Source organism: Oceaniovalibus guishaninsula JLT2003 (assembly GCF_000299575.1).
Taxonomy (GTDB): Bacteria; Pseudomonadota; Alphaproteobacteria; order Rhodobacterales; family Rhodobacteraceae; genus Palleronia; species Palleronia guishaninsula.
Genome location: NZ_AMGO01000012.1, coordinates 90,001 through 106,035 on the forward strand (window position 1 = coordinate 90,001; position 16,035 = coordinate 106,035).

General features: G+C 64.7%; 16 protein-coding genes, 2 tRNA genes and 2 rRNA genes (1 of these 20 only partly in view). 7 read left to right on the forward strand and 13 right to left on the reverse strand.

The window, feature by feature from the left end; translation table 11 throughout:
- The 5 genes from OCGS_RS04855 to OCGS_RS04875 all read left to right on the forward strand — a co-directional run.
- Positions 1-586 (forward strand): 23S ribosomal RNA (locus tag OCGS_RS04855) (it extends 2,246 nt beyond the left edge of the window).
- Positions 587-657: 71 nt separating this feature from the next.
- A 5S ribosomal RNA gene (rrf, locus tag OCGS_RS04860) occupies positions 658-772 on the forward strand.
- 47 nt (positions 773-819) lie between these two features.
- Positions 820-896, forward strand: a tRNA-Met gene (locus tag OCGS_RS04865).
- A 242-nt stretch (positions 897-1,138) separates the two neighbouring features.
- Entirely contained in the window at positions 1,139-2,203 is a 1,065-nt protein-coding gene (locus tag OCGS_RS04870) for a PDDEXK family nuclease (protein ID WP_007426116.1), read from the forward strand.
- Positions 2,204-2,273: 70 nt separating this feature from the next.
- The gene (locus OCGS_RS04875; protein ID WP_040610570.1) at positions 2,274-2,489 is read left to right on the forward strand and encodes a hypothetical protein; all 216 of its coding nucleotides are present in this window, start codon (positions 2,274-2,276) and stop codon (positions 2,487-2,489) included.
- A gap of 84 nt (positions 2,490-2,573) precedes the next feature.
- Here the strand turns inward: OCGS_RS04875 and OCGS_RS04880 are convergent, their stop codons facing one another.
- From OCGS_RS04880 to OCGS_RS04890, 4 genes are read right to left on the reverse strand one after another with little or no spacing between them, the layout of a single operon-like run.
- Complete coding sequence (locus OCGS_RS04880; RefSeq protein ID WP_007426118.1) at positions 2,574-2,783, reverse strand: phage head-tail joining protein; 210 nt, start codon at positions 2,781-2,783, stop codon at positions 2,574-2,576.
- Between the two features lie 2 nt (positions 2,784-2,785).
- Positions 2,786-3,823 carry a phage major capsid protein gene (locus OCGS_RS15415; RefSeq protein WP_007426119.1) on the reverse strand — a complete coding sequence of 346 codons (1,038 nt, stop codon included), beginning with the start codon at positions 3,821-3,823 and terminating at the stop codon, positions 2,786-2,788.
- Between the two features lie 27 nt (positions 3,824-3,850).
- Entirely contained in the window at positions 3,851-4,642 is a 792-nt protein-coding gene (locus OCGS_RS15420) for an HK97 family phage prohead protease (RefSeq protein ID WP_238538222.1), read from the reverse strand.
- Positions 4,635-5,951, reverse strand: coding sequence for a phage portal protein (locus OCGS_RS04890; protein ID WP_007426121.1), 1,317 nt, complete (start codon positions 5,949-5,951; stop codon positions 4,635-4,637). The genes OCGS_RS15420 and OCGS_RS04890 overlap by 8 nt, the downstream gene beginning before the upstream one ends.
- Before the next feature lie 246 nt (positions 5,952-6,197).
- Here OCGS_RS04890 and OCGS_RS04895 point away from each other — a divergent pair, with 246 nt between their 5' ends.
- Positions 6,198-7,373 carry a hypothetical protein gene (locus tag OCGS_RS04895; RefSeq protein ID WP_007426122.1) on the forward strand — a complete coding sequence of 392 codons (1,176 nt, stop codon included), beginning with the start codon at positions 6,198-6,200 and terminating at the stop codon, positions 7,371-7,373.
- Between the two features lie 14 nt (positions 7,374-7,387).
- Here OCGS_RS04895 and OCGS_RS04900 read toward each other — a convergent pair whose 3' ends face one another.
- The 9 genes from OCGS_RS04900 to OCGS_RS04940 form a co-directional block, all read right to left on the reverse strand.
- The gene (locus OCGS_RS04900; protein WP_040610547.1) at positions 7,388-8,632 is read right to left on the reverse strand and encodes a DNA methyltransferase; all 1,245 of its coding nucleotides are present in this window, start codon (positions 8,630-8,632) and stop codon (positions 7,388-7,390) included.
- Between the two features lie 82 nt (positions 8,633-8,714).
- Positions 8,715-10,529, reverse strand: a complete 1,815-nt coding sequence (locus OCGS_RS04905; protein ID WP_007426123.1) for a phage terminase large subunit family protein — start codon at positions 10,527-10,529, stop codon at positions 8,715-8,717.
- Complete coding sequence (locus OCGS_RS04910) at positions 10,519-11,028, reverse strand: hypothetical protein (protein WP_007426124.1); 510 nt, start codon at positions 11,026-11,028, stop codon at positions 10,519-10,521. Before OCGS_RS04910 ends, OCGS_RS04905 begins: the two co-directional genes overlap by 11 nt.
- A gap of 338 nt (positions 11,029-11,366) precedes the next feature.
- Positions 11,367-11,822: a hypothetical protein gene (locus tag OCGS_RS04915; protein ID WP_007426125.1), complete on the reverse strand. Its 456-nt coding sequence runs from the start codon at positions 11,820-11,822 to the stop codon at positions 11,367-11,369.
- Positions 11,801-12,694, reverse strand: a complete 894-nt coding sequence (locus tag OCGS_RS04920; RefSeq protein ID WP_040610549.1) for a primase-helicase family protein — start codon at positions 12,692-12,694, stop codon at positions 11,801-11,803. Before OCGS_RS04920 ends, OCGS_RS04915 begins: the two co-directional genes overlap by 22 nt.
- Positions 12,667-13,119 (reverse strand): hypothetical protein, encoded by a 453-nt coding sequence (locus OCGS_RS04925; RefSeq protein ID WP_162136602.1) that lies wholly within the window; start codon positions 13,117-13,119, stop codon positions 12,667-12,669. Before OCGS_RS04925 ends, OCGS_RS04920 begins: the two co-directional genes overlap by 28 nt.
- 2 nt (positions 13,120-13,121) lie before the next feature.
- Positions 13,122-13,589 carry a hypothetical protein gene (locus OCGS_RS04930; RefSeq protein ID WP_007426128.1) on the reverse strand — a complete coding sequence of 156 codons (468 nt, stop codon included), beginning with the start codon at positions 13,587-13,589 and terminating at the stop codon, positions 13,122-13,124.
- 123 nt (positions 13,590-13,712) lie between these two features.
- A complete protein-coding gene (locus OCGS_RS04935) occupies positions 13,713-14,390 on the reverse strand; it encodes a hypothetical protein (RefSeq protein WP_007426129.1) in 678 nt (225 codons plus the stop codon).
- On the reverse strand, positions 14,387-15,679 hold the full coding sequence (locus OCGS_RS04940) for a tyrosine-type recombinase/integrase (RefSeq protein ID WP_007426130.1): 1,293 nt from the start codon (positions 15,677-15,679) through the stop codon (positions 14,387-14,389). Before OCGS_RS04940 ends, OCGS_RS04935 begins: the two co-directional genes overlap by 4 nt.
- 150 nt (positions 15,680-15,829) lie before the next feature.
- On the opposite strand from OCGS_RS04940, the gene OCGS_RS04945 reads away from it, so the two are divergent.
- Positions 15,830-15,898 (forward strand) — tRNA-Leu (locus tag OCGS_RS04945).
- The last annotated feature ends 137 nt before the right edge of the window (positions 15,899-16,035 follow it).

Consider the following 16,035-nt stretch of genomic DNA (forward strand, 5'->3'; position numbering starts at 1 on the left):
GCGGTCGGAAATCGCTCGTTGAGTGCAATGGCAGAAGCCAGCCTGACTGCGAGACTGACAAGTCGAGCAGAGTCGAAAGACGGCCATAGTGATCCGGTGGTCCCGAGTGGAAGGGCCATCGCTCAACGGATAAAAGGTACGCCGGGGATAACAGGCTGATGGTGCCCAAGAGTCCATATCGACGGCACCGTTTGGCACCTCGATGTCGGCTCATCTCATCCTGGGGCTGGAGCAGGTCCCAAGGGTACGGCTGTTCGCCGTTTAAAGAGGTACGTGAGCTGGGTTTAGAACGTCGTGAGACAGTTCGGTCCCTATCTGCCGTGGGTGTAGGATACTTGAGAGGAGTTGCCCCTAGTACGAGAGGACCGGGGTGAACGATCCACTGGTGGACCAGTTGTCATGCCAATGGCAGTGCTGGGTAGCTATGATCGGAAAGGATAACCGCTGAAGGCATCTAAGCGGGAAGCCCCCCTCGAAACAAGGTATCCCTGAGGACCGTGGTAGACCACCACGTCGATAGGCCGGAGATGTAAGCGCAGCAATGTGCTCAGTTGACCGGTACTAATTGTCCGATAGGCTTGATTTGATCCAGTGGAAGACTGGCTCGAAAGCATACACCGCAGTTGCCTGACTTGGATGTTTGGATCGTTTTTTCGGTTTGGTGGTCATAGCATGAGCAAAACACCCGATCCCATCCCGAACTCGGCCGTTAAGTGCCACAGCGCCGATGGTACTGCGTCTTAAGACGTGGGAGAGTAGGTCGCCGCCAAACCTAGAAAACGATCCAGACCGTATCTCTCTGACGATGATCGAAAGTGTCGCGGGATGGAGCAGCCCGGTAGCTCGTCAGGCTCATAACCTGAAGGTCGTAGGTTCAAATCCTACTCCCGCAACCAAAATTTCCGACAAGATATCAATTACTTAAGCCGCCCTCCGGGCGGCTTTTGCGTGTCGCGAGCCCATCCCGAGCACTCCCCAAAGATTCCAAAGGCTTACGAACATCCCCGATTCCTCCGTGCAACACGGATGCGACACGGGATGGGGCCGATGTTCGCGGCGTGTTCGCGTCCGATGGCGCTTGCCCGCGACGTGCCGCTGCGCTTGGATGAGAGCAATTCCCGAAAGGTCCGAATTGCCCATGCCGATCTACGAGTTTGCCAGCGAAGAAATCCGTCCCCTCAGCAAGACCACGTTCGGTTTGATGCAGCTGCAGGAGCGGCGCGATCTGCAGCGGCTGCTGCGGGCGAACATCGCCGTGATCGCGCCCGACACGCTGGTGATCGCGGAGGAGTTCGGGGACTGGGACGAGTCGCGCCGGCGCATCGATCTTCTCGGCATCGACCGCGATGCCAACCTCGTGGTGATCGAACTGAAGCGGACCGAGGACGGCGGCCACATGGAGCTGCAGGCCATCCGCTACGCGTCGATGGTCTCCACCATGACCTTCGACCAGGCCGCCGACGTGTTCGCTCGCTATCTCACGCAGATCGGCAACGCCGACACGGATGCGCGTGCCGAACTGCTCGACTTCCTCGGGTGGGACGAGCCCGACGAGGATGCCTTCGCGCAGGACGTCAGGATCGTCCTGGCCTCCGCCGAGTTCAGCCGCGAGCTGACCACATCGGTTCTCTGGCTCATCGAGCGCGGCATCGACATCCGCTGCGTGCGCCTCCAGCCCTACGGGCTTGATGGGCGGGTCCTCGTGGATGTCCAGCAGATCATCCCGCTCCCCGAGGTTGCGGAATACCAGGTCCGCGTCACGGAGAAGAAGCGCAAGGAGCGCGAGGCGCGCACGGACACGCGAGACTGGACCAGCTACGACGTCAGGCTCAGCGGGCGTCGGCTGACAGGCCTACGGAAACGGCACGCCATCTATCAAGTCTTCCGCCATCTCGTGGAGAGCGGCCTCGCTCCGGAGGAGGTAGCCGAACACTGCGGCCCGCGCGCCAACCGTGCCCTCGTGTCGGTCGAGGGCGAGGTCAACGCAGAGGACTTCTTCCGCCTCGCAACGGAAGCGCGCGAACAGGAAGGACGTGGCTTTGACCCAACGCGATACTTCTGCGGTGAGGACGAGCTCATCCACTCCGGAGGCCGCACATATGCCTTCCTGAATCAGTGGGGCGGATCGGACTGGATGCAGGCGATGGTCAGTCTGCGCGACGCCTTCCCGGATCAGCATGTCGCGTTTACCCCTTCCGAATAGCTGTCCGTCACGACTTGCTTTCGAAGACGATAAGAGCCTGATGGATCGGGATGTTCTGTCGGAGACCATCATGCCCAAGACCAATGACGCCGCTCTGGCCGCGTTTAGCTCTGTTAAGACCGAGATCGACGTGATGCTCGAACGCCTCGCCGCCCTCAGTGCCGACCATTTCGGATGCAGCCCCGAGGACGTGAACTGGGGCCATGTCGGGACGCTGGACCATTACTGCGCCCGCCTCCGCGAAATCACCGACATGGCATTCCGCGAGGGCAAGCACGCCGATTGAACGAGCCTTGGCCTCGCGGGGAAACGCGTTGCAGGCGTCAACGCGTTTTGCGCGTATCACGCTGCCCCCATCGTGAGACCATGTTCAAAGCCCTTTCGAGGATTGGATGCGGACGACCGAGATGCGCTCGGTCGCCCCTGCGATCTTCCGGTTGAGGTCTGCGAGCGCGGCGGCCAACTCGGCGTCGCTGGCGTAGGTGACGCGCTTGCCGTCGTACTCGACGGTGCGGATACCCTGATAGCGCGCGGCCAACAGGGCGTCCCGCCAGGCGGTGAGCTGGGCGAGGTCGGCCATGCTCACGCGCCTGAGTTCATGAACCAGCCTCGATGGTCGATGAATCCGGCTCCGAAATCGAGGATCACCCGGATCTCGACGCCGTCCACGTCCCAGCCCGAGCGGCTCTCGACCTGGGGGCCCTCCGCGCCCGAGAGGTAGGGGAACTCCAGCCCGTCGATCTCGCCCGGATCGGCGCTTACATACCAGCGCGTGGCCGAGCTGAGGCGCGGCTCGACCACCAGCGAGAGCGACCCGGAGAAGGGGTTCACGTCGGCCGCGTTCGCGGGCGCGATGGAGGCCAGCCACTTCTCGGCAATGGTCTCCAGCGCTGGCGGCACCAGCAGGTTGCGCGGCGTGACGCGGATCGTGCGATCCTCGATGCCCTTCTGGGTGCGGAGCGCCAGACGCGCGGTCGACAGTGTCGCGTCGGAGATCACCGCGCCGGTGCCTGCCTTGTTGCCGTGATCGGCGTGGAACAGCGTCTTGCCGTCCGCCAGCGTCGGGCCGTTGCCGCTGCCCGCCTCGAGGAGGGTGACGAGGATCCGCGCCTCGGTCTCGGCCGCGGCCTGGCCCATGCGGCGGGCGAGGTCGGAGAAGGCGCCAAGGTCGTCGTTGACCAGCACCTGCCGGGTGATGCCGATCTTCCGCGCCCAGGTCTCGACCTTGTAGGCCTCCCGCGCCTCGGCCATCGTCCCGGCCTTGATCTCGCCGTGCTCGTTGAGCTTCTCCAGCAGCGGCGCCTCGCCCAGCATGATCTTGTTCACCGCGCGGAAATCCCGCGCCGTGGTCTGGCGCCCGAGGCGGCGGATGCCGGAAGGCGCAGCCTGGTAGGCGTCGCGCAGCACGCGGCTCACCGTGTCCCCGAGGATGATCGGGAAGTCCGAGGTGGTGTGCAGCGCGCGGGTGACGAGGCTCGCAGGCGACAGCGCCATGGTGGATTCGCCCCGCAGCGTCAGCAGTTCCTTCGCCATGTCGACCGGGGTCGAATAGGCGTATCGCCGGGCAGGCTCGGAGAGGTCGTGGCGCGGGTTGATCCGAGCATAGAGCGCCTCGCCCATCTGCCGGGCACGCAGGGCCGGGTCGTCCTAGCTCTCGCCCATCTCGACGCGGACCTGCTCGCTGCGGATCGGCGGCGCGGACCGCTGCGCCAGCGCCTCGAAGGCGGCGCGGCGCGCGGTCTCGGCATCGGCGCCTCCGTCGATCTGGCCGTCGATCCAGGACTGGTCCAGCCCGGCAATGCGCGCGATGGAGCGGATCTCGGCGTTAACCTCGGCGCGGGTGTCGGTGGTCGGCGCCTCGGGCGGGACCGGGGTAGTGGTCGTTTCGGTCATCTCTGTCTCCATGCGAATGTGGGCACCGGGATCGGCGGGCGTCGGCACCAGGGAAATCTCGGGGGGCGTCCAGCGTACGGCGGTCAGCACGCGCGCGCCGTTCTCGTTGGTCTCGGCCCACTCCTCGACGGAATAGCCGACCGAGACATGCCGCAGGATGCCCGCGAGCACGTCCTGCCAAACCGGCTCCACCTCGGGGCGGGCTGAGAACTGAATGAGCGCGGTCCCGCGCTTGCCGTCCACGGCGGCGCTGCGCACGGAGCCGAGCACGTCGCGCACAGCGGTCTGGCGATGCGCATCCAGCACGCTGGCGCCTTCCAGGCGCGACAGGTCCACCGCCTGCGGATCGAGGCTCAGCCGCTCGATGTATTGCCCGGCCATGTCGCGGCGGCGCACGGGTGCGCCCGTAGACCAGACAACTTCAACGTTGCGTTCTTCAACGTTGACCGTCTGCGGCTTCAGGCTGGAACGCCGGGTCAAAAGGGAAACGTTGTCGATCTCAACGATTGAACGCCGCGATGTCGGGGTAGTCTCGGTGTCAGCCATCGGCCGCCTCCTTCTGCTGTGGCCCCGCCGTCTGGCCGAAGGCGAGCCCCAGCCCCTCCGCGCGTTCGCGGTCGGCGGCGATCTCGGTATCCACCTGCTCGGCGTCGTAGCCGCGCTCGGAGATCGCCTGGGACCGGCTCTTGAGCCCTGCGCCGATCGCGAGGATCTCGGCCTGCACGTCCTTCATCGGATCGACGTAGTCGAACTTCGGCGGCAGCCATTCGCAGCCGAGATAGGCTTCCGGGTTCCGGTCGAAGTCCCGCGCGGGCAGCTCGCCGGACAGCACCGCGAGGCGCACGAACCGCTCCCAGACCGGGCGGCAGAACAGATGCACCACCACGTTGTGCTGCAGCTGCTCCACCCCGCGGCGGAACTCGATCAGCCCGGCGCGGATCGAGGAATAGGTGACGCCCTCCAGGTCGCCCGAGACCAGCTCGTAGGGCAGGCCGAGCCCGGCGGCGACGGCGCGCAGGTGGTTCTTCACGAACGGCGCGTAGGCGTCGTGCTCGGTCGGGTTCGAGAAGCGGATGTCGGTGCCGGGCGGCAGCGGGATCAGACTCCCGGGTTCCATGCCCACGGTCAGCGCGCCGCCGGTGTTCGTGCCGGAGAGCCCGCCCGCCGTGCCGTCCGGGTCGGTGATGAACCCGGTGAACAGCGCCGCGACCTTGGCCTTCACCAGTGCTGCATCCTCGAACTGGTCGAGCTCGTGCAGCCGTAGGAGCACCGGCGCGAGCCAGGTGATGCCGCGCAGCTGGCCCGCCGCGAGCGGCTTGAACAGATGCAGGCAATCGGCGGCGGGGACGCGGAGCGGGTCCATGCGGAGAGACCCCAGCGGATCGCCCGGGCGGGAGGACAAGACCCGGTAGGCGACCCGGCGACCGGCGGCATCGAACTCGATGCCCGCCCGGATCCGCGCCCCGCCGCCGATCTCGCGGTGCAGATCCATGGGAACCTGCTCGCGATCCAGAAGCTCGAGGTGGAGGGGGATGGTGGCGGCGTCGCTGGCGACGCGAAGGCGGGCGAAGCTTTCGCCGCTCTCGACCATCGCGCGCACGGCCATCGCCTGCAGCCCGTAGAAATCCGCAAGCCCGTCCGGGGCGGCGTGGTCGGTCCAGCGCAGCCAGAGCGCCTGGAGCCGCTCTCGCACGGCCCGGTCGGGATGGGTGGACTGCGGCTTGATCCCGGCGCCGACGACATTGCCGACCAGGCTGTCCACCGCCGCCGCGACCCACGGGTTGTTCCGAGCATACCACCCGGCCCGCCGCGCCGCCGTGGTCGCGCCCGCGAGGATCGCCGCGTTCAAGCCCATCGACCGTCCGCGCCCCTTCCCAACGCCGCCCGCCGCCCGCAGCGTCGAAGCCGCGAGCCTGCGCGAGGCCGAGAAGGCGATGAAGGAAGGTCCGCATGGGCGGCAGAATCGCCCGAAACAGGGACCCAAGCTATTGGGAAAGTTTGGGAAAGGCACGTCGGCTTAGCCAACGTCACAGGCATCCTGCCATCTATCGCGCCTCAAACCGCCGTGATAGACCAGATCAAAAGCGGAACCGGAGGCAGCATGGCGCAGCAAGAATTTGACCTGTCTGACATTGAAGATCTTTTGTCCGACGAGGGCACGGCAAGCGAGGTGCATCTTTCTGATGTCTTCAAGTACATCTCTCACTTCCGCCGGAAAGGACATCAAATCGGACGGAAGGTTGGCGACATGCTAGAGGTCCTCACCTTGGCGGCCGTCAAACGCGACGCGGAGTTGAGCACGCGGCTATTGATTGAGCCCTATCTGGAGGGCTTCTCGTCGGCCAAGCACAAAGTTGAGTTTGGGATCTTCGATGGTGATCAAGAGGCACTCTTCGCCGTCAACAACGGGAAGAAGAGCAAGAAGAAAATGGAAGTCCGTGCCGATCACATTCATGGCCTGAAAGGATTCATCGAATGTAAGAAAGTCGGCGTAGAGCAAACGATCAATTCGACCTTTAAGAAGAAGTATTCCAAAGGCATATTGCCCTTCGGTGAAGTCTTGGAGGTAAACTTTCGACCCCGGTGGGCGGAGCCTGCTCAGTTCAAGATCCAATTTAAGGTAGAGGGTGACTCGTGCCAAGTGTCCGTAGATGGCCCGGAGGAACTGAGCGCAAGTTATGAGGTGCTGGCGCCCTTCCGCTTGATCTTCTGTTTGGATGTTAATGGCGTGCCTCACTTCGTGGATAACGAGAGAAGCCTCCGCGATATTCCAGATCCGATACGCCTATGCAAAACCCTTGAGGTAAACGGATTCACTGATGGTGGTGTCGAGTGCATTTTAAATGATTGTCTCGCAGGTCCACAGACGCCTGAGAAGGCAAAGCAGGCCTCTTTTGTTGCTCTTGATGTTCGCAAGCACAGATTCGGTCAGTTCGACAAGCGGGCAGACGAAAGAGAAATGGTCACGATCAACGTTCTCACTGAGTACTCTCACTGGGAACCGAAGAGCGTGAACATGGTGCAGGCCTGTGTAGATTACAATCTTGTAGTTTTGGACTCCTTGATCGTTGCCGCAATGGAGGCATACGAAAAGAGCTATGGCGTCGACTTTTTGGAGCGGATCACCAAGGACGCCTATGTCACTGATGAGGCAGTTGCATCAATCTCGAAAAAGATTATGGAAGAGCTTGATGGCTACATATTCATGGATAGTCGTGCGAACAAGATTTGTCGTCTTTGTTGGAGTGATGGCGGGCTGACGGTCGAATATCAATAGAGCCTCTGTTAAGTTCAGGGCTTGCGTAGAATTAGTATTCCATCTCGCTTTTCCGCGTCGCCATGATAGTCGGCGCGGAAGTTGTACGCATATTTTCCGAGGCCATAATGAGTGGTTCGGAGATTGACCTTTTCTAATGTATATCCGATCTGCTCGCAGATTTCAGCGGTCTTCTGCAGGACAGGTTCGAGTTTCTTGTTAACCGTGCAATCACCGATGACCACAGCCAGCAACCCATCAGATTGTTGCAGTGCGAAAGCCTCCGCATAGGTTCGGCGCAGGTGATCATAGTATTGCTCTGAAATGGTCTCCGATGCCGGATACGCCCGAATCTCGTCAAACTCGAGGCCTTTCAGGCTTGGCGTCTTTGCGTCAATGCGGAATGGTTCACCCCAGAAGTACTCAAGGCTAAACACTGGACGATAATCGAAGCTGTTCAGGTAGGGGGGGTGCGAAACGATCAGATACGGAGTGCCCGGCAGTTCGATGTTCCTTAAATCCAGATTATTGTGAAGGTAGCATTTAGAGAATGCATCGTCTTCAATTACTGCCTGAAACGCAACATGGTTCGCGACCATATCGCGAACTTTCTTTTCGTATGCTGCCCAAACATCGCGGGGCTTCTTGCTCTTGTTTATATGCGGCCGCACCTCGCCGTCATAGGCCTTTGATACCCTGCGGATAATCGCAAGGAAGGCGAGAACAAGGAAGTCTCTCGCGCTGCCCAGCGGGAGAGGAACTAGAGCCTTCTGAAGACTGAGGAGATCGCGAGCAGCTCCCGTTGAAAACCACTTCACGACAAACTTTTCTGAAAGGCATTGGTCGTCGTCGACCACTTGATGTGCGAAGTTTTTCTTGACCTGTGAGAACAAGTCCAAGACTTCGGCAGGATCGATAATCGTTGTCTTCACATTCGACGCGAAGGCCGCAAGCCAGCTCACGTCGACACCGACGGATTTGATCCCGCGTAGTTTTGCTTCTACAAGTGTCGTTCCAGACCCACAAAAATTGTCAACTACGCAGCTGTTTTCATCGGGTGCCGGATAATCTTCAAGGATCATCGCAGCCACAGAGGATGGGAACTTACCGTAGTAGCGGAAATGGCCATGCGTTGCGTACGACAGCTGGGGGATCGTATAGGGGATATCCCACACAGCCATGGGGATATCGGGTCCGGAGAGGTCTTCAACGCGCGGCAAGAAGCGCTTCCATGGGTTTGTGGCCTTTGTGAAGAGATCTCTCTGAAGCGATAGGTTCATCTTGGTTCCCGAGCGTCCGCATGCTGATACATCTTGTGGATCCATAGCGTGTTTCGTCCAGCTATGGTAGGCGTCAATCGCGCTACTTCGTGAGCCATCGGGAGCGGTACACGGGAGCAGAGGGCCGGAAAGTCATTCTTAGGGCGTCTTCCTTCACCCCCTCCACCTCCTCATTCAACCTGAGCCCCATGCTGATCAGCCCATGCAGGGCGGCGTGGGCGTAGACGAAGGTGTCGAGGGCCTCGTTGCGGTCGCCGTCGCGCTTGGGCTGCCAGGAGCGGATCGGGCGTCCGCGCTCGAAGCGGGTGACGACGCGCTCGGCGGTCAGCTGGCGGAAATATTCGGCGTCGAGGCGGCGGGGGAAGTGGATTGCGCCGGGGCCGGGCTCGGTCAGGCGCAGGCGGGCGTAGACCGCGTCCTTCACCGCATCCACGCCGACGATGAACAGCGGGATCTTGCCCTTGTTCGTGCGCGTCGGGCGCCGCGGCCAGACGGGAATGCCGGGCCCGCCGCGGCCCTTGATCGCCCAGATGCGGCGGGCGAGGCGGGTGCGACAGAACTCGTAGGCCATCTTGGTGTGATGCCCGCCCGTGTCGATGGCCGCCGCGCGCACGGGCAGGTCGAGCCCCGCGGGATGCGGGAAGGTCGCCTGCAGCACCATGTCGAGATCCGACCACAGGCGCGGGCCGGACGGGTCGCCCCAGAGCACGCGGTAGTCGATCACCCACGCCTCCTCGTCGCGGCCCCAGCCGAGGATCTGCACCTCGATCCGGTCGCCCTGCACGTCGACGCCCGCGGTCAGCACGGCGACAGTGGCGGGGAGCGCCTCGCCCCAGTCCTCGCGCCGAGCCATAAGCGGGTCGGCCGGGACGGTGTCGCCCGCCTGGTCCTCCCAGGACTCGCCCAGCTTGGTGTTGACCCAGACCTGCAGCCGGGGTGGGTCCTTGCGCACCCGGCCATGCTCGGCGGCGATCTCGGCCCATGTCTCCCACGGGGAATAGAGCGCGGAGAGATGGAAGCCCGCGGTGCGGCCGTCGCCCTCGGCCGTCGCACGCCATTCCCCGGCGGCGAGCAGGCGAGGCTTCTCGTGCTCGTGGTGGATGCCGCCGCAGGCCTCGCAGACCAGATGCGCCTGGTCGCGGCGCCCCTCCGGCCAGCGGATGCGCGCCCATGTGATCGGAGCCATGTCCCCGCAACGCAGGCAGGGGACGTGGTAGAGGCGCCGGTCGCTGTGCTCGAAGGCGGCCTTGATGCGGGAATGGCCCTTCAGCGTGGGCGTGGAGACCATGTAGATCTTGCGCCGGCCGCGGAAGGTGGCGGTGCGCTGGATCGCCAGATCGACCGGATCGCCCTCACCGTCGGCGTCGCCGGGATAGCCGTCCACCTCGTCGAGGAACAGGTAGCGGACGGGCGTCGAGCGCAGGCCGACCGCGCTGTTCGCCGCGGTCATCACCAGCTGGCCGCCGGGGAAGGACTTGCGGAACAGGCTGTTCCCGGCGTCGCGGGACCGGGGCGCGGCGACCAGGTCGCGCAGGGCTGGCGTGGCCTCGATCAGCGGGTCGATGCGCACGGTCGTGTTCCGGCGCACCATGTCGAGCGAGGGCATCACGAGCATGGCGATGCCGGGGGCGTTCTGGATGATGTAGCCGAGCCAGTTCAGCCCGGCCTCCGAGCCGCCGGTTTGTGCGCCCTTCATCAGCACGACGCGCTCGTAGGGGCTGGCAGTGGACAGGGCGTCCATCGCGGCGCGCAGATAGGGCGTGCGGTCCGTGCGCCAGCGGCCGGGCTCGGCCGAGGTCGGCGGCAGGATGCGGTGCCGGTCGGCCCAGTCCGAGACCGGGATCGGCGGTTCGGGGCGGATGCCGCGCCGCCAGGCGAGGTCGATGTCAGGCACCATCGCCAAAGCTCCCCAAGGGCAGGTCGGCCAGGTGCTCCAGATGTTCGCGCATCATCCGGTCCAGTGCTGCGAAGGTGGCGCGTGGATCGGCCCCGAGCTCGGCCGCGAGCAGCGGCGCGGTGCGCTGGACCCATGCCAGATGCGCGTCGCGTTCGGCACGGGCGCGCGCGAAGACCGTGCGCCGCGCCTCGTCGGCGTCGATCAGCTTGCCCTGTTCGCGCTCGAAGGCCAGCCGGGCGCGCTGGACCTTGACGATCTCGTGCAGCCGCTTGGCTTCGGCCAGCGTGGCGGTGCGGGAGGTGGCAGAGGGCGCGCCGCCCTTGTAGCGTTGGGAGGGGTCCAGATTGGTCTCGATCCAGGCGCGCCCCTCGGCCACGTCGATCCGGCCGTCGCCGCGCACCGGCAGGCCCTCGGCCACCAGCTGCGAGATGCGGCCCTTGGTCAGCCCGACACGGGCGGCGAAGGCTGTCTTGGTCTCGTGGCTGTCGAGTTTAGGCATGACCGGCCCTCACGCTGGCGACGCAATGCGCTGCGCGTCCCCACATACGGATCGGCGCAGGAGGAACCGCCGCTTTCCCGATCCTTCTGCCTTGACGCCGCCTCGGGCCGGTGCGCTCGGCGCCTCGAATGACGCAGCGGTGACGCAGGAATGACGGGGTTTCGGGCGCAAGTCCCTGAAAGTGTTGAGATGACGCACCTCCCCCAGCATCCTTTTGTATAGGGGGGAACGGGATGATGATTGGGGAGAGGGGTTTCCCCCTTATCAAAATGTTTGAGCCCAAGTGCGTCATCTCAACACTCTCAATGGGTTAGGGGCCAAATCGCCCGTTTGGTGCGTCACCATTGCGTCACCGTCAGCCCGACAAGGTACCGCCCGGAGCTGGTGCGCTTGTGCTGGATCCCGGCCACGCGGGCCTGCACGCGCTGCACGAAGCCGTTGATGGCGGGGAGCTTCTCGGGCTTGTAGCCCTCGGCCAGCGCCCAGTTCTGGAAGCGCAGGTGGGCGTCGCGCGTGGCGATGGTCGGCCCGCCGTTCACGATGGGCACGACCTTCACGCAGGCATCCACCCATGCGGCGACGGGATCCTCGCTCAGCACCCATTCGAGGAGTTCCTCGTGGCAACTCTGCGGGATGGCGTAGTTGCGCTGGCGGATCAGCCGCGACGCGCCCTCCACCGCCCATGCCAGCAGCAGGTCCGGTTCCTCGGCCGCGATACGCTTGCCGATATCCTCGACGCGCTCCTCCAGCGGGATTGTCCGCGTGAAGGTGATCAGCAGCAGGCGGCGCTGCACGCCCCTGTCCACGCCGCCCTTGAAGCTCGGCAGCTGGTTCGCCGCGAAGAGGTTCTGCGCCACGGAGCGGAACTCGACCCGGCTCTTGTCGACGTCGCGCCCCTCGATGGATCGCCGGTGACGACCGCCTTGAAGGTGTCTGACGCGATGGCCTCGGCCGAGAGCTCGTCGGAGGCGTTGAGCAGCTTGCCCACGAGGCCGATGACATGCCGCTCGTCGCCCATCTTCGAGGCGGGAACGGAGCAGATGGCGCTTTCGGGAAGGAGGCCGCGGGCCAGTTCGAGCACCTGGCTCTTGCCGTTCTCGGCGGTCTTGCCGTGCAGCACCACCGCGCGCGGCTGCATCAGCCGGGTGGCGTAGCCGAGCGCCGCCGCGCCGCAGACCTCCGCGAGCAACGCACATTTCGCCTCGGCGTCGGGGTCGCCCTTGAAGCTGCCAGCAAGCAGCTTCGCCAACAGCGATCCTGCGGGCGGCGTGCCGGAAGCGCCGGGCTGCCAATGGCCGGGCAGCGTGTGGCGGCAGCGATGCTCGCGGTGATGCGCCTCAAGATGCGGCACCCCCTCCGCGTCGAAGCGGATGAAGCCGGATGCGCAGTTGATGCCCGCGGGCGGCTTCTCGAAGTATCCCGGCTCGGCGCAGAGCGCGGCGCATTCGTGCAGGACCGAGTCGACGCGGGTCTTGGTCAGCTTGACGTTCGAGGGCTCGCCCGCGGGCGTGAGGAACCCGGCGCCGTCATAGGCGTGGACGGGCAGGCGCAACTCGTGATCGGGGATCGCCTCCCAGTGGGTGCCGCCGTAGCGCCAGAACTCGCCCTCCGCATGGACGATGCGCCCGAGGCGTTCGGTCAGATCCTCGCGCACGCGCCGCGACATCTCCACGTCCGAGCCGATGAAGAGCCCGAGGCGGACCGCGCGGGCGGCGCGGGCGGCGTCGCCGTCCAGGAGGGACCGGCGTCGGGTTCGCCCAGCCACGACCGCGCCCAGTCCCACGCGGCCTTGTCGTCCAGCCCGAGGTGATAGCCGATCAGTTCCAGCCCCGCGCCCCCGGCGCCGTGCTCGTGGTCGTACCAGCGGCCCTTGTTCGCGCCGTCGATTTCCATGGCGACGCTGCCCTTGGTGCCGAAGCGCAGGGTCTGCGCGCTGGAAAGCTCCCGGTTCGGCTCGCCCAGCAACTCGCGGGCCAGGTCCGCGATGCGGTCTTCCAGCATGTTGGCCAGCTGGGCGACGGACATGCGGGTGGCGGCATGGGCGCGGCTGCCGGGTGGCGTGCCGTTGAAGTCGAGAGGGTCGCCCTGCACCGTCATTGCCGCGGCCCTTTCACGGTGCAGAGCAGGATCGGCAGTTCCGGACAGACCGCCTGCACGTGGTTCGTCCAGGCGATCTCCTGTTCTGGCCGGGTCTCGATGATCAGCCCGTTGCGCTGCGCCATGGCCATCAGGGCGATGCTCGAATAGGCCTCGGGCGGCGGGGCGCAGGAGATGATGGCGACGCCGTCGGCCATGCCGATCAGCCGGTCGAGCGCCTTGCTGTCATACTGATCGGGGCCGAGCGCGCAGTCGGTGTCGTCGCCCACCATGACGATGAACGGCCGTTGCAGCAGCTTGATGCCGCGGTGGAGCCCGGTCGCGCGCTGGGGGATTACCAGGAAGCCGACACCGTGATCGCCGATCGCGTGGACGATGGGCAGCAGGTGCGCGGCCTCCGCAGCGACCTTGGTTTCCAGCTGGTCGAGGATCGAGCCGGTGAACTGGATGGGCGTGTCAGGCATTGGGTCATCGGCGTCTCCTTCGTGCCAGGCGACGCAACGCGCCGCCGATGCCCGAGAGATGCCGACGTTCAGGCCCCCGAAAAACCGCCCCGAAAATGCCCCCGGAGCAATAATTTCAGGGGATTACGCAGTCCTTAGACGAACTGCGCGCCACGCCTCACGCAGGTTGTTCTCGATGGTCTTGGTGGTGGGACAGTCCCGCCGAGGATAGGTCTCGCGATACCATGCCTGCAGTGCGCGGGCTTCGGCGGCGAGACTTTCGGCAATTTCGCCCGCATCGACGCGCCGTTGAAACTCGATCCGGATGATGTCGATTCCCTTCTTCGGACGTCCGGGCGTCCCGGTCGGCATGTGGTCGTCGGCATCTGGCGGCAGGATGTGGATGTCATGCACGATGTTCGAGCCGACGCTGGCCTCGCCCTTCCGGACATTGGTGATGCGCAGCTGCCGCCATGCGGGAGCCGGGATCGCGTGCCACGGGCCGAAGGGCGGATCTTCCTGACCGAACGCGGTCAGCTCGCCCGTCTCGAGCTTCGCCTTCATCGCGGCGAGCATGCCGTTCCAGACGCGGTGCAGATCGGCCCGTGCCGAGCGCGTCCGGTTGGCGGCGGCGTGCGAGTCCTTGGCGTCCTGCCAGTCGCGGACGGACATGCTGAGGTAGCTCGGCCGCTTCGGTGCATTCTTGCGGGCCTCCGTCGCGCGGGCATGTTCCTCCCACATTTCGGCGGGCACGTATTCCTTCATCGCGTCGGACAGCGGGATGGCGTCGGGCGGTGGGCCATAGGGCTTCTGGTCGGTCATTTCTGCTCTGCCTCGTTTGCGCTGAACTCCTCTGGCGAGCGCTGCAACACGAAGGCGCTCACCGTCTCGGCGGCCTTGCGCAGCGGATCGTCGAACAGATGGGCGTATCGCTGGGTGGTCTGTACCTGCGTATGGCCGAGCATCTGGCCGATCAAGGGCAGCGACGCGCCTGCCGACACGAGGATGCTGGCGAAGGAATGGCGGATGTCGTGGATCCGGACATTCGGCTTGAACTCGGTCTTGGGCTCGCCCTTGCAGTCGAGGACCGGCTTGCCCTTCGCGTCCAGAACCGGCACCTCCGCGCCGAGCCCCGCCCTGCGGCAGACCGAGACCCATGTCCGCTTGATCTCGGTCAGCGGCTTGCCGGTCGGGCCGGGGAAAACGAAGGGGCTGGGCGGCATGCCTTCGGCCTCGGCCTTCGCCTTCGCGGCGGCCTTCATCTCGACCAGCAGCTGCACGGCCGGGCCCGATAGGGGCACGCGGTGCAGCTTGCGCTGCTTGGTGTGCGCCGAGGGCTTGGTCCAGACGCCGTTCTCGAGGTCGAACATCTCCCATGTCGCGCCCAGCACCTCGCCGCGCCGCGCGCCAGTCAGCATCAGGAGCTTGATCGCGTTCGCGGACATGGGCTCGGAATGTTCGTTCAGCGCCTGCGCCAGCGCGGCGATTTCCGTCCGGTTCAGATAGCGGTTCCGCTTCTCCTCCTGATTGCGGCGCACGCCCGAGGCGGGATTGTCGTCGCGCCATTTCCAGCGGACTGCGAGGTTGAACGCCTTGCGCAGCACCTCCACGGTGCGGTTGGCGCGGACGGGCGTGCCGCGGATCTCGGTGATGTCGCGGTGGAGCGCGTCCACATCGTCGTGGGTGATCTGCGCGACCTTCATCTTGCCGAAGCGCGGCAGGATGATCTTCTCCCACATCATGCGCTCGTCGGCCTGACTGCGCTCGGCCTTCTTGGGCAGGTGCTCGCGCGCGTAGCGCTCCCACATCTCCTGCACCGTCGGCGCCTCGCGCTGCGCCTGCCGCTCGCCCATCGGGTCATGGCCGAGATCCACCTCGCGCTTCATGTCCTTCGCGGTCTGGCGCGCGGCGGCCACGGTCCAGTCCGGCCAGGCGCCGATGGTGATGCGGCGCTGCCGCCCCTCGGCGCGGTAGTCCAGGACGAAGGACTTGGCCCCGCCCGGCGTCATCCGCAAGGCGAACCCCTTCACCTCCGCGTCCCACAGCATGCTCTGCCCGCGGACTGGCGGCAGGGCCTTCCGGGCGGCGGCTTCGGTCAGTTTCTCCGGCATCTCGGCGCTCCCTCATGTCAACACTGTGTCAACACGTCTTGTGGCTGTTTTTGTCGTTCGCTGGCGGCGAGTAACAGGCGGTCGCGCCGGATAGCTTCGAAAAAACAGCACTCTAGGAGACTACGTCGGAAAATGCGTCAACAATCAAGGCTCTAGATATTGTGGTGAATCTGGCTCATAACCTGAAGGTCGTAGGTTCAAATCCTACTCCCGCAACCAGCTTTAGCGAAGACGCCGTATCCGGGCAGGCTGCGGCGTTTTTTGCATCCGCAAAGCTTGACGAACTCAACAGCTTGCCCTCGTTTTTGGCCGTATGCTCGCCGGTTCGGTCGTATTGGATGATAATGCGGTCGATC